The sequence below is a fragment of the Moritella dasanensis ArB 0140 genome (assembly GCF_000276805.1).
Classification (GTDB): Bacteria; Pseudomonadota; Gammaproteobacteria; order Enterobacterales; family Moritellaceae; genus Moritella; species Moritella dasanensis.
In genome coordinates, this window is the sequence record NZ_AKXQ01000029.1 from 1 (window position 1) to 13189 (window position 13189).

The window sequence follows — 13189 nt, forward strand, 5'->3', positions numbered from 1 at the left end:
CGCCAACTAATAAAGAAACCTGGATCATTGATTCAGGTTTTTTTATGCCTGAAATTTAGGCATACAGAAACACAGATTGTACGGAGTGGTAGTTCAGTTGGTTAGACTCCTTATAAAAAGATAAGCGGCCTATCACGCCGTGGGCCGCGAGTTGTGGTTTACGAAAAATCGTCCACTCCGCCAACTAATAAAGAAACCTGAATCATTGATTCAGGTTTTTTTATGCCTGAAATTTAGGCATACAGAAACACAGATTGTAAGGAGTGGTAGTTCAGTTGGTTAGACTCCTCATAAAAAGATAAGCGGCCTATCACGCCGTGGGCCACGAGTTGTGGTTTACAAAAAGTCGTCCACTCCGCCAACAAACAAGGAAAGCCTGAATCATTGATTCAGGTTTTTTTATGCCTGAAATTTAGGGATACAAAAATACAGATTATGCGGAGTGCTAGCCATCCTTGGCTTAATTTACAGCTAGATCTTAGCGAGCGATGTTGGGTAGTTTCTATCTTGAGCTATGCTGCATGCCAGCTTATCTATATCGCTTTCAGAGAGCGTCATGAAATTCGTATTAGGCTTATTTGAATCACTTAGCTGTGCATATGAATAGTTAAAAAGCTTATGAATGATTTGATCTGCTACAGTGAGTGCTGACGAAGCTTTAACGATTTCAGCTCTCGCATATTGTTGACCCTCAAATGACACGTCATAAGCTCGTAGAGAGACATCTTTCCCCGGTATTTGCTGTGCACCAAACAAAGGTCTACCAGCAATCGTTGCATCATTAAAACTCGGAATGAAATGCACGATGTGGTTAATGGCTTTTTGCGTTCGACTATCAGATTCTTCCTTATCCCAACCTTGCACAAGCTTGTTAATAAAGCTTTTATCCAGTTTAGGTTGGGCACTGTCATCTGTTGTCTTAGCGAGTCCATTTTTAAATAACGTAATTTCTTCAGTCATGCCGTGTAACTGGAAATAACCATCAGGATATGGCGTTAATTGTGCCATGCCCTCAGGTGTCCCACGCTGACCGTGAAAGACTACTTCTGGCCAACGTTCACTTTGTTGCCAATGAGTAATGTAAGCGGCTTTAAACTCAACCATACGTTCTTTTGGCGTGTCAGCCATGTCATCAATAACACCTGTTCTATAACCACAGGCATTAATCAAATAATCAACTTCGGTTGTCGCTTGATTACCATTTTCAGAATGTGTGATTAACCACGTTTTATCGGCAGTGTAGTTCACGTTGGTCACTTTTGTGTTTACCAGTAAGTGACAAGATGATGAGGCTTTTAGGCTAAGTTCAGTACTTGCTGCTATACGGAATAAGCTTAAACCGTATTCTTGTACCATGAGTAATGGGAATTTTACGGAATCAAAATTTAACGTTTTAGCAAGTGGGATCATCCAATCTGAGAATTGCGTTATCTCTGCTGGTTGTGGTGTATTTTTTAATAACTCGAGGTCATCACGGCTAAACATCTGATAATAATCATCTACATCACCGAGTACTTTATTGCTTTCATCCGCTTGAATTAACGATTTGTAGCGTTGAGTGAGCAACTCAAGTCTTGGCAGTAAAGTTTCGATATTACCAGCATCACGTTGGGGGATGGCAATAACGGTCGGACGTTTATTGATGCAATGCGGATAGATTTTCATTGTTGCGATAGATTGTTCTAATAACGTTAGGCACTGGTGATCAGATATATCAGGGTAAAGGTTACCGCCTGCATGCAAATGACATACTGGTGGTCCATTAACTAAGCTAACACCTTCTTCAAATAATGTGACATTAATGTCTAACCCTGCCAAACGCAGCGCGATGGTGCTACCTGCAATACCACCGCCGATAACTGCAATGCGTTTTGATTTTAGAGTTGAAGGTATGTTCTTGATCATGCTCTTCGCAACGTATAAATAATTAGATAATTTATTATGCCAATTATTTATACGGGAATGAAACTTATTTTTAGTTAAAGTGCATATATACTAACTAAATTACGATGATCTTTAAGTATTAGCATGAACTTTATCCGGTTGCTAACCAGAACCCAACAAACACCATCAGTGAACCGGCAATCTTATTGAGTAAACGTACATTATTACTTTTTTGTAAAAACAGACGTAATGTTTGTCCACCGCTGGCATACATTAACAAACAGCTAAATTCGGTAACCAGAATAATGGCGACTAACACTGATAGTTGCGGCGTTAATGCTTGTGCTGGATTAATGAATGGCGGTAATAATGAAATCATGAATACCCAGCCTTTTGGGTTCGCAATCGCGGTTACAAAACCTTGACTGGCCAATTGCATCGGCTTCATCTTGTCTTCAACACCAGCGCTATCTGAGATAGCTAATTTACCTTTTGAACGCCACATTTGGATTCCAAGATAAATAAGATAACTACCACCTAGATATTTAAGTGCTGAGAATGCACTCGGGTATTTCAGCATCACAGTAGCCACGCCAATAACGGCTAAAATAGCAACTAAACCAACTCCGAGTAATTCACCCCACATCATGTGCAAGCTACGCTTCACACCAATCGTCATGCCTAATGTCATCGATAATGTCATACACATACCTGGTGTAATCGAAACGAAGAAAAAGGTAGGAATAAAAATTGCTAAAAGTTGTAAATCGATGGCGGACATTATGCAAGCTTAGTTGTGGGGTCGAGAGTTGATAATATCACTATTTAATCAATTTTCTGTATTCTATTGTTGGATGAATATAAATTAGCCATTTTTTACTTTGTTCATTTAATCGAAGTATTCATTTTTAAATTTATCCAAGTATAGGTTTAAAAAATTATCCTTAAGCCTATACTTATTACTTCTGCAATTGTATTTAGTATTTAGACTGGAATGACGCCTTAATGATAAAATTTATTACTTCTCCGCAAGAAATGCGACTCTCTGATGTTGAAACAGCACAGTATGATCAAATCGTCGATTATGTTACTGAAATCAGCTTGAACTTAATGGCTGTTAAAGTCACTAACCGACCTGGAGATTTTCTTGGTTGGTGTAATGAGTTATACAATTACGTGCGTTACGGTATAAATATGGATTTGCTTGATGCAAAACATGAAAAACCGTTGCAAAAATTACTGCAGTTATTAGAAGCATCAATTACTTGCCGCCAGGTTAAAACGTCACGTATAACACCTTGGCCTTTTCTGAAAAATTTCATACTTGATCAAGCCGAACGCCAAGCATTAGCAGAGCGCCTACGCTTATTAAACTACATCAGATCATTGCGTGTAAGCACGTTCGCAGATATGTCAGATGTGGAACGCCTCGCGTTTGCCGGTAAACACTTATCTGCACATGAACCTGCAAAGTTTGATTTCGATGTTGAATTGTTCGGTAGTACACGTGGTGCAAAAGGTTTGCACGAGTTATTACAACATACACCCTCTCTACTTGATGATGCATTATCTGCAATTCCATCAGAAGGTGAAGTAACTGAAGCGAATTATAAAGCGTTTGTAAAACTCTATATAGCCGCTTTTGCTACATTAGATAAAGGCAAGGCTGGCTTGTTTGCTGCTACGCGTTTATTAGCAATGCATCGACCTGATGTCTTTATGGTACTTACTGCGACAAAAGTAGATGCGTTATGTCAAGGTCTTGGTCTTGTTAAGCTAAAAGCAACAGATTTTTCTCGTTACTGGGTCGATGTGATTGAAGGGCTTCATCGTCAACCTTGGTTTAAATCGGCACAGCCAGAAGATGCAACCGAACTTGAGCTATGGAATAACCGTGTTGTGTTATTTGACCTGTTCTTTTTTGTTGATAAAGATTTCGCTGGTAAATCAAACTATCTAAAATTGAAAAATAAGCCAGTGGTTGTTCGTAGCGCTACTGGTGGCCGTACGCGTGTTGCCGGTGCTGTACGTCAAAAACGTACTAAAGAAAGCGCAACGGAAGCGGTAGACCGTCTATTGACTGAACCTGATTTGCCTGCTTATTTACAAAGTAAGCGAGACTCTATGATTGTTGAAGTAGAGAAAGGTAAAAGTGCGACAGAAGTGATGCAGTTGATACGTGCTATTTTTGGTTAATCTGAAATACAAAGTGATTAATTAAGATTTGATTAATCGTAGAAATAAAAAAGGCTTCATAATGAAGCCTTTTTAGTTTCTGTGTTTTAGCTATTAAAGGCTAATGAGACCTACTGCTTGCAAGAATACAATTGCAATCGCTACTGGCGATAAGTAACGTAGGCAGAACATAACCGCTTTATAAGCAATTTCAGGTAAAGCAAACTCTTCACGCGTGATATTCTCATTAACAACCCAACCAACTAATACCGCAGTAAATAGACCTGCAAGTGGTAGCATGATGTTTGCTGTTAATTTATCTAATGCATCGAAGAAGTTTAGACCCATCACAACATCTTGAGCCCAAGGTGCACCACTTAGTGAGAATACTGTTAATAGTGACAGTCCCCAAATTGTACAACCTGCAACGATAGTTGCTTTCGCTCGAGTTAAACCAAGACGTTCGTTTAGGTATGCCACTGGTGATTCAAGCAGTGCGATCACTGATGTGAATGCAGCGAATGTCACCATGATGAAGAATAACGTACCAAACAGTGACCCTAGTGGCATTTGACCAAACGCGATTGGTAATGACACGAATAGTAGACCAGGACCAGCTGAAGGTTCCATACCGTTAGCAAATACGATTGGGAAGATAGCCATACCTGCGATAAGTGCTACTGCTGTATCCATTATTGCGATATAGATAGACGTTTTCGCGATTGATGTACCTTCTGGCATATATGCGCCGTAAACCATCATGATACCTGATGATAAACTTAGCGTGAAGAATGCATGACCTAGAGCAGTCAATACACCGTCAAATGACAGTTTAGAAAAATCTGGTGAGAACATGAATTCTGCTGCTTGACCAAAATTACCTGTTGCTGCAGCATAAACCATGATGATAGTAAGAAGAATAAACAGTAATGGCATGAGGTAAGTTACTGCTTTTTCTAAGCCAGCCGTAACACCACGAATTAATACTAACATTGCTGCAATGATCGTAATTGAAGCCCAGATGATCAATTGCGTTGTGTCTGTGATTAAACCAGTGAATAGCGCACCGATCTCATCTTTGTGTGATATTTCTGAACCGACTGTCGCTAGGAAGTCACCGCTGATACCAAAGAAGATATAAGCAGCTGCCCAACCGGCAATAACTATATAGAAGCTTAAGATCAGTGACCCAGCGATAACGCCTGATGCACCGAGTAGAGACCAAATGCTTGAACCGCCTGATTCCTTGGCTACAGTTGCTGATGCATTTGCTGGTGAAGTACGTGCTCGTTTACCAATCATTACCTCTGCCATCATAACCGGGATACCGATAAGTAGAATACAGAATAGGTAGACTAGTACGAATGCACCACCGCCATTTTCGCCCATAATATAAGGGAACTTCCAAAGGTTACCTAAACCTACAGCTGCGCCAGCAGCTGCAAGTACGTACTTAAATTCGCTAGACCAGCGGCTGTCAATTGTTGTGCTTGTTGTCATTTTCCCGTCCTGGGTTATGTACATATAGTTATGTACATACTAATAACATATTAAAAACACCGAGATAAGCTCTTTAATTAGATGATAACTCTAAAAAGGCGGTTATTTATTTACTTAACTCTTTGTATCGGCCTGTAGCTGGTTAAAGGTTTCAGTTGAGCTTCTCAGTTCAGAACTAAATGCTTATAATTTTAGTATGGGCTTTATATTGCAGTTTTTTGCTATTTTTGCATAAGTGGGCTGTGATTTGATTGTTTTTTATTCTATGCGTGAACTAGGGTAATACTAGGTAGGTAGTAACTGGAATGGGGGAAATCAACCTGAATTAGTGTCTAATTCAGGTTGATAAAATAAAACAGAATCTGTGTTATTTAAAACGTAATTAAGCCGTTGCCGTTACATTTGAAAGTGCTCTCGCGAGATTCTTAATGTAAGTATTTGATAGTGTTTCAAATTCAATTTTAACGACAGGTTTCAAACCGATACCAGCAAGGCTAGGTAGTGGAATTGTAATGACTGCATCTGTTAATAAGTTAATATCACAGCCTGTAGCTGTTTCAGTTATGATCCATTCACCGGATACTTTTGCACTATTATTGGCAGTATCACGCGGTACCCAAGTAATTGATTTAGATTCTGGATCACACGTATATTCACATGCGTAAATTGTTTGTAATTGAATTGGACCTAGACCGATTTTCTTCATTTCCCAGCGGTAAGTATTCGCTGCTTCTTCGATCAAATTTTCTAAATCTGGAAAGTGACTTGTCGATGCTGGCACATCAGCTAAAAGGTTATAAACGGTATCGATATCTGCTGGTACTGAGAACTTTTTATTAAGTTGTATTTTTACGTCGAAAGCCATTTTAAATGTCCCTTTTATGAATAATAGCGTTTACTTTTCTAGAGAGTATATCCTAGAAGTAGTATTTATTGTCGCTACATTGCACGACATAGTGATTATTGTCAAGAATGAGACGTTGAAATTGAGCGGGGTATTTAACGTTTTTTTCTTATAATACAATGCACTGAAAGAGTGCATGGGAAAACTACCGATAATTCTACTATATATTATCGATGACCCATGTATTTCATGATAATTAGGCTTGTTTCATGTAGCGTAATGATTCAAATTCATGCTGTTCATCGAGTAAATCAGCAAGCGTGTATTGGTCGAGTGTTTGAAGAAAAGCTTCGATACTCGTCTGTAATAGATTTTTTAACTGATAAGTCGGTACTAAGTCGCTGTCTTCAGTATTATCATCAAACCCTCTTAAATTATTTTCTAACGCGCGTACTAGTTGTCCAACGTTGATTTCTGATGCCGATTTTGCTAACCATATCCCGCCATTTTTTCCTCGAGACGATTTGATGTAGTCGAGCGAAGAAAGATGCGCAATCACCTTGGCAATATGATTTCGTGATGCTTGATAGACCTCAGCAACTTCTGCAGAACTTGAGCGTTGTCCTTTTGGCAGCGTGGATAAGTACATTAATGTGCGTATACCAAAATCTGTATAAGTCGTTATCTTCACTTTTATCACCATTAGCAGAGTTATCGTTAATTAATTATGCGTAAAGAGAGTTAGAAATCACTGTTATTATCCGAAATTAGGATACCAACTCTTTTTCAACTTGATCATTTAGTGCTTCTTTACCGTATTTTTGTAAAAACAGTTTAAAACCTTCGAGTAGCTCTCTAGGGTGACTGAACTGACAATAGGTCACTGGATAATCTTGATCGAGTTCTTTTAGCAGTGGACTTTTAATTGGAGCACCACGCCAGACAGCAAAAAATACCGGTTTAGGGTGGATTGAACTTAGATTATAAGAAAGTTCATAGGCATCGCTATCATTGGATGATGTATGGATATAAAGCAGGGCATCAACAACCGATAATAAGCGTAAGCGATAATGGCGGTAATTAGCGGGTGTAAAGATGATCCCAGTTTGTCGCTGAAAAGCTTGCTGGTAATCATCTTGTTCTTCACCGAGATTAAAAGGAAGGAATTCAAGGCCATCAATGTTGAACTGTAAAAAGGTGATGACATTGTCTAAAATCTTTAAGTGGTCTTTATTAATATCCCCCACGTTTTGTTTTACTAATAGCTTCATTTTAGTTCCCTTTCATTACGATCGTTAAAACCGGTTGCTAGGGATACAGTTATACGCTGAACTATTAGAAATATTAACCAAGAGCACAAGTTATTTTATCTTAGATTTGAAATTGGTTAAAAAGCATTAAAAACAAAAACCTAAGCTCAGCTGGATGGGTTATTTATTCTATCGGGTAAAGTTTATCAAGTGCGATAGAAAGACCATTTTCAGTGACGATACGCACATGATCGCGTCGTAGTTTTCGTGGTTCATTGACACCGCAAGAATGAGCAATGAGCCCCACACCATAATGAATATACTTATTATAGTTTGCTACCCGCTGCGCTTTGTCTTTTACATTGAGCCCTTGTTGTAGTTTAGGATTGTGCGTGGTAATACCGGTAGGACAGGTATTTTTGTTACATTGTAGTGCTTGGATACACCCTAGTGCGAACATGTTACCGCGCGCTGATACAATACAATCAGCGCCGACTGCTAATGCCCAAGCTACTTTCGAAGGGGTTATTAATTTTCCTGATGCGATGATTTTAATCTGCTCGCGTAAATGGTATTTTTCCAGCATGTTCACCAATAAAGGTAAGCTTTCTTTTAACGGTAAACCGACATAATCCATTAAGGGTTGTGGTGCTGCGCCCGTACCACCGTCTGCACTATCTAGAGTCATAAAGTCTGGTGCGGAGGCCGCACCTCGTTGATTAATTTCGGTTAATAGATCATCTATCCACTGACTGTGACCAAGCACAAACTTAAAACCGACTGGTTTGCCAGTCACTTGGCGAATACGCTCAACCATATCCAGAATATCACCGACATTTTTTATTTCTGGGTGCGCATTTGGACTAATAGAGTCTTCACCGATGGGAATACCACGGATCTTGGCTATTTCAGCCGTGACTTTTTTACCGGGTAAGATCCCGCCTTTACCTGGTTTCGCACCTTGGCTTAGTTTTATTTCGAACATCTTAATTTGTTCAATTGCAGCTAGTGATTTTAGTTTTTCATCACTTAACTGGCCATTGTCATCACGAACGCCATATTTTGCAGTACCTATTTGATAAACCAGATCGGCGCCGCCAGCAAGATGATGAGCGGATAAACCCCCTTCTCCGGTATTTAACCAACAACCCGCTTCTTTGGCGCCATGCGATAATGCTAATACCGCGGGTTTTGAAATTGCGCCGTAACTCATGCCTGAAATATTAAACAGCGAGCTTGTCGAGTAGGGCTGGGCGCAATTGGCACCGATAGTGATTTTTTGTGGCGGGATAGCATCTTCAGTTAATGTTGGAAATGCACAGTTCATAAACATGATCGTGCCGACCTGATCGAGATTACGTGTCGAGCCAAATGCGACGGTTCTATCGACATTTTTTGCTGCGCGGTAAACCCAAGATCGTTCAGCTCGGTTAAAGGGCATTTCTTCACGGTCTTGTGCAAAGAAATATTGGCGAAAGAATTCACCTTGTTTTTCAAATAAATATCGGAATCGGCCGATGACGGGGTAGTTGTGTCTGATCGCTTGTTTGGTTTGTGTTTTATCTACTATATACATATAGATAACACTGATTATCCCAACACCGAGTGCTAAAATGAACAGGCCTGTCATAATATCGAGGCCATACAGTAGCATATCGATTTGTGATTTAAATTCTGGTTGCATAGGTTAACCCTTTATTAAATTCTATCCTTAAGTTAAGAATACAATAAAGGTTGCTGCATAACTAATAACAATTTAATAACATATTTATGGCGTTCTAGCAGGTACGCGATTATGCAGTGACAAGTTCTTTCGCGATTCTCTGTAATAAATAGGTTTCACGTTCAATGGATAGACCCGCTTTTGGGTAGCTCTTAATTACCTCAAGATTATGGGCAATCGCTTCATGAATATTAATCCACATCGCGCTCACGCCATTTTTTATTTCATTTTCTTCTAATCTTGGCGATCCGAGTTGTTTGTTGGCATCGCAAGTAAAGCAATAAGAAAGCATTTGGATGCTGTCAAAGTCACCTTTATACCAAGGACGCATTTCTTCATAACAACCGTAAGGGACAACGTTATGAATGTTTTCAGCGCCAGTTTCTTCTTCTACTTCACGAATTAAAGCGGTCACAATGTCTTCGCCTTCATGCATGCCGCCACCGGGTAAGCTGTAGTCATGATAGCGGGCTGTGAAGATGAGTAATATTTCGTCACCTTGAGTAATGATGCCGCGTGCAGCAACGCGTTGATCAGTCTTTTTAGGGGTTGTTACGTCGGGATGAATAGTTGAACGAAGGACGGACATTTGATTGATCATTATAAACGGCTCTTGTCATTATTAATTTGATATTCAAGTAAGTTGATAAGCTTCAATACTTGATATAGATAATTTGTTGTTGAGTTTACGCATAGAGGGCTAACCGTATTGGTTATTAATCATCGAATGCGCTTTCAAATAGGGCGCTATAGTAACACATTCATACATTGTCACTGCAATATGTAAGTTTACGCTTACTTTTATGGTAATTAGTAGGACTTTTCTTAATTGTTTAAAATGTACTATGGAGTCTTAACTCTAATGCTATTGTCGCGATAACGACGCTAAAATACGCTAAGTATAACTAAAAACACCTCTTTATGAGTAAATATATCGTTTAGGTAATATTGTTTCTAAACGATATATTACGACCTGTCACAATACATTAACATCCTCGGCATACCCAAATAATAACAACAGGATTTATGTAATGACACGCAATTTGAAAGTGACTTCATACCTTAGTTCAGCAATCGCGCTGGCATTGGCAACTGCATCTAGCTCTGTACTTGCTGCTGGTTTCCAAGTTGGCGAACATTCAGCAACAGGTTTAGGCCGTGCTAACGCAGGTGAAGGCGCAATCGCTGATACTGCTTTAGTATTGACGAAGAATCCGGCTGCAATGACGATGTTTGATAAAATCACGGTATCAAGCCAACTTGCTTTCATTGCCCCTGATGTTGATACAGATTATGAAGATATGGGCGGAAATGCTCAAACTGAATCAGATTATGCTCCAGATCAATTTGTACCAAGCTTCGCGGCTATCATGCCTATCAACGATAAAGTAGCCGTTGGTTTTGCGATGTTCTCAAACTACGGGACTGGCACTGAAGCAAGTGATGAGTTTACTTATAGTGATGTTGGTGGTACTACAAGTGTTATTACTATTGATAGTAGCTTTAATATTGCTTATAAAGTGAATGATTTATTAAGCATAGGCGCAGGTTATGACTTAGTTGTAGGTCAAGCTGAAATGACTAGAGACGCTGGTCCTGCTGGTTCTTTTGATATGGGCGGAAATTCCATTGGTCATGGTTGGAATGTTGGTACTTTATTTACATTCAATGAAAACAACCGTTTAGCCTTAACTTATCGCTCTGCAGTCGATATGAGTTTTGAAGGCGATTTCACTGGTGAAGGTCTAGCCTTTGATCCGATCAAAGATTCAACACCTCCTACATTCGTACCAGGACCAGGGGGGGGGGTGATACCTGGAGATCCTGAACTTACAAGTACTGTAACAGGTACTGTTGATATTACTTTACCTGCTATTGCAGAGTTGTCTGGTTTTCACAAGTTAAATGATACTTTTGCAGTGCATTATAGTGCTATGTGGACACAGTGGAGTGCGTTAGAAGAACTGAAAGCAACAAGCAGTGATTGTGCTGGTGCCTTAAACCCTGCTGGAACTTGTTTTGAAAAACCATTACATTACTCTGATAGCATGCGTTATGCGGTGGGTACAACTATGTATGTTTCTGAATCTGTAACACTACGCGCTGGTTATGCATATGATCAACAAGCGGGTGACGCCATTGTTGCAATGCCGGATACTGACCGCCATCAAGTATCTGCTGGTATGAGTTATGCTGCAAGTGAAACAATGAGTTTCGACTTTGGTGCCGCTTATATTTTAGGTGAAGAAATTGACTTTAAAGAAGAGAGTGCTTTAGCTGGCTTTCAAGATGTAGCATTCACTTCAACAGCAACTGCTATTATCGTATCTGCACAAATGAACATGGTATTTTAATCTGAATTAATTTCAGATAAATACAAAAAGGCCCAGCTAATTTATTAGCTGGGCCTTTTTCGTTATAGCGTTTTTATTTCTGCTAACCGTCGGTGGTTAGCTTAGCCTTTCTGCGCTTTACTAAAACGTACTAAATCCGCATTGTTATTCAATAAGTCTTTAAAGAACGGATTATTATAAAGGTCTTTTAAGCTGCCTTTATAAAACTTAACGCGTGATGCAGTTGGGTAAGGTTCAAAGTGCAAATCTTGAAAAAATGACGCGATAGCGGTAGTTCTGGTTGGCAGGACAACCGATGAAAACTTACCATCCAAGTCTAAAACCATCTTAAAAGCCACACTGTTATCAATGAAGCAAAACGACACAATAATACCAGCGTTATTGGAAATATAATGGCCGACAATCGCATTCTCATTCATCAATAAACTAACAGCGTAGTGTGACGGCGGAAAAGCGGCCATTGTTTCTGTTAGCGCTTCTTTATAAAAATGTTCGTGGCCTTGCGCGACAACGTCGGCTTGTTTCTCACTTAAGTTAACGAAATCAGTGATGACGATATCAGTGATGCTCACCGGATAAAATGACGGTCTTGCACCCACTTCTGTGGCTTTCGTTTTACTGACGAATTTTTTCTCTTGCTCGCTCATTTCATAGCCTTCAGCAAAGAAGCGAGCGATAGCGATGCGGCGTAAAAAAGACGGTTCACGTTTGCCATTTTCCCAGAGGGATAATGTGGTCTGTGACAGACCGGTAAACTCTTTATGTGAGTTAGCTAACTGTGATACAAAATCAAACTGAGACAGTTTATGATCTTTACGAGTTTGACGTAATTTAGCGCCAAAACCTTCTTTTTTAAACATTTATTGTCCTTGGTACTAAAGCGTTAGTTGCTATATTTTTGCTCAAGTTTATGTTTAGCTAAAAAAGATAACATAATTAGAAGTTTAATTGCTGTAGTGATAACCAAATCATTCACGCACCTAGAGTAATCTATTTGTATAAGGGTTATTTATATAAGAATAAAATATTATTAGATATTGTATCTCTGGGTGTAAATTTGTGCAATTTATTTCATATATCGATGTTTATATAATGTAACACTAATTCGAGAGATGAAATAATTAAACTTGCCGCACTAGCATGTAATACTGTACTATTGCACCATTACAGTCTAAGTGAAGGTTTTATTGGTTATGATTAACGCATTACTCCGAGATATATCAAGTGAAGAAGATATATCTATCGTCCTTCCTTTGTTGCTTTCTTGCGAAGAATTAAATGCTATTAATGCGCGAGCTTTGATTTATAAAGAACTGTTGCTTGCAGAGATATCACAGCGTGAAATTGCCAAAAAACACAACATTAGTATTGCCACTATTACTCGCGGTTCAAACAATTTGAAATCCATGAGTGATAAAGAAAAAAAATTATTACAAACATTATTAATTAGGAAGTAGGG

Annotated in this window: 12 protein-coding genes and 2 tRNA genes; 5 read left to right on the forward strand and 9 right to left on the reverse strand. The window is 39.2% G+C overall.

Translation table 11 applies throughout. The features are described from left to right. Window positions 1-82: 82 nt before the first annotated feature. Window positions 83-183, forward strand: a tRNA-Asp gene (locus tag A923_RS23020). A 77-nt stretch (window positions 184-260) separates the two neighbouring features. Then, window positions 261-361 (forward strand) — tRNA-Asp (locus A923_RS23025). Between the two features lie 110 nt (window positions 362-471). Here A923_RS23025 and A923_RS0118805 read toward each other — a convergent pair. Both A923_RS0118805 and A923_RS0118810 read right to left on the reverse strand, forming a co-directional pair. Further along, window positions 472-1905, reverse strand: coding sequence for an FAD-dependent oxidoreductase (locus A923_RS0118805; protein WP_017223243.1), 1434 nt, complete (start codon window positions 1903-1905; stop codon window positions 472-474). 130 nt (window positions 1906-2035) lie between these two features. Beyond that, window positions 2036-2665, reverse strand: a complete 630-nt coding sequence (locus tag A923_RS0118810; protein WP_085984827.1) for a LysE family translocator — start codon at window positions 2663-2665, stop codon at window positions 2036-2038. Window positions 2666-2889: 224 nt separating this feature from the next. Between A923_RS0118810 and A923_RS0118815 the strand changes: the two genes are divergently transcribed. Further along, entirely contained in the window at window positions 2890-4080 is a 1191-nt protein-coding gene (locus A923_RS0118815; RefSeq protein WP_017223245.1) for a hypothetical protein, read from the forward strand. Between the two features lie 93 nt (window positions 4081-4173). Here A923_RS0118815 and A923_RS0118820 read toward each other — a convergent pair whose 3' ends face one another. The 6 genes from A923_RS0118820 to A923_RS0118845 all read right to left on the reverse strand — a co-directional run bounded on the left by A923_RS0118820 (window position 4174) and on the right by A923_RS0118845 (window position 9977). After that, window positions 4174-5559, reverse strand: a complete 1386-nt coding sequence (locus A923_RS0118820) for a sodium-dependent transporter (RefSeq protein ID WP_017223246.1) — start codon at window positions 5557-5559, stop codon at window positions 4174-4176. A gap of 382 nt (window positions 5560-5941) precedes the next feature. Further along, complete coding sequence (locus tag A923_RS0118825) at window positions 5942-6424, reverse strand: SRPBCC family protein (RefSeq protein WP_017223247.1); 483 nt, start codon at window positions 6422-6424, stop codon at window positions 5942-5944. Window positions 6425-6659: 235 nt separating this feature from the next. Further along, the gene (locus A923_RS0118830; RefSeq protein WP_017223248.1) at window positions 6660-7094 is read right to left on the reverse strand and encodes an Rrf2 family transcriptional regulator; all 435 of its coding nucleotides are present in this window, start codon (window positions 7092-7094) and stop codon (window positions 6660-6662) included. 76 nt (window positions 7095-7170) lie between these two features. Then, window positions 7171-7674, reverse strand: a complete 504-nt coding sequence (locus A923_RS0118835) for a hypothetical protein (RefSeq protein ID WP_017223249.1) — start codon at window positions 7672-7674, stop codon at window positions 7171-7173. Between the two features lie 163 nt (window positions 7675-7837). Further along, window positions 7838-9337 (reverse strand): FMN-binding glutamate synthase family protein, encoded by a 1500-nt coding sequence (locus A923_RS0118840; RefSeq protein WP_017223250.1) that lies wholly within the window; start codon window positions 9335-9337, stop codon window positions 7838-7840. Between the two features lie 109 nt (window positions 9338-9446). Continuing rightward, window positions 9447-9977 (reverse strand): NUDIX domain-containing protein, encoded by a 531-nt coding sequence (locus A923_RS0118845; RefSeq protein ID WP_017223251.1) that lies wholly within the window; start codon window positions 9975-9977, stop codon window positions 9447-9449. A 430-nt stretch (window positions 9978-10407) separates the two neighbouring features. Between A923_RS0118845 and A923_RS0118850 the strand changes: the two genes are divergently transcribed. Then, window positions 10408-11730: an OmpP1/FadL family transporter gene (locus tag A923_RS0118850; RefSeq protein WP_017223252.1), complete on the forward strand. Its 1323-nt coding sequence runs from the start codon at window positions 10408-10410 to the stop codon at window positions 11728-11730. Window positions 11731-11831: 101 nt separating this feature from the next. Here A923_RS0118850 and A923_RS0118855 read toward each other — a convergent pair whose 3' ends face one another. Next, a complete protein-coding gene (locus A923_RS0118855) occupies window positions 11832-12590 on the reverse strand; it encodes a helix-turn-helix domain-containing protein (RefSeq protein WP_017223253.1) in 759 nt (252 codons plus the stop codon). 333 nt (window positions 12591-12923) lie between these two features. Here A923_RS0118855 and trpR point away from each other — a divergent pair, with 333 nt between their 5' ends. Further along, window positions 12924-13187 (forward strand): trp operon repressor, encoded by a 264-nt coding sequence (gene trpR, locus A923_RS0118860; protein ID WP_017223254.1) that lies wholly within the window; start codon window positions 12924-12926, stop codon window positions 13185-13187. Window positions 13188-13189: the final 2 nt, after the last annotated feature.

Excerpts from the sequence above, each read along its gene's own strand:
- A923_RS0118805 (WP_017223243.1), bottom strand. The coding sequence starts at position 1,905 with ATGATCAAGAACATACCTTCAACTCTAAAATCAAAACGCATTGCAGTT.
- A923_RS0118810 (WP_085984827.1), bottom strand. The coding sequence starts at position 2,665 with ATGTCCGCCATCGATTTACAACTTTTAGCAATTTTTATTCCTACCTTT.
- A923_RS0118815 (WP_017223245.1), top strand. The coding sequence starts at position 2,890 with ATGATAAAATTTATTACTTCTCCGCAAGAAATGCGACTCTCTGATGTT.
- A923_RS0118820 (WP_017223246.1), bottom strand. The coding sequence starts at position 5,559 with ATGACAACAAGCACAACAATTGACAGCCGCTGGTCTAGCGAATTTAAG.
- A923_RS0118825 (WP_017223247.1), bottom strand. The coding sequence starts at position 6,424 with ATGGCTTTCGACGTAAAAATACAACTTAATAAAAAGTTCTCAGTACCA.
- A923_RS0118835 (WP_017223249.1), bottom strand. The coding sequence starts at position 7,674 with ATGAAGCTATTAGTAAAACAAAACGTGGGGGATATTAATAAAGACCAC.
- A923_RS0118840 (WP_017223250.1), bottom strand. The coding sequence starts at position 9,337 with ATGCAACCAGAATTTAAATCACAAATCGATATGCTACTGTATGGCCTC.
- A923_RS0118845 (WP_017223251.1), bottom strand. The coding sequence starts at position 9,977 with ATGATCAATCAAATGTCCGTCCTTCGTTCAACTATTCATCCCGACGTA.
- A923_RS0118850 (WP_017223252.1), top strand. The coding sequence starts at position 10,408 with ATGACACGCAATTTGAAAGTGACTTCATACCTTAGTTCAGCAATCGCG.
- A923_RS0118855 (WP_017223253.1), bottom strand. The coding sequence starts at position 12,590 with ATGTTTAAAAAAGAAGGTTTTGGCGCTAAATTACGTCAAACTCGTAAA.
- trpR (WP_017223254.1), top strand. The coding sequence starts at position 12,924 with ATGATTAACGCATTACTCCGAGATATATCAAGTGAAGAAGATATATCT.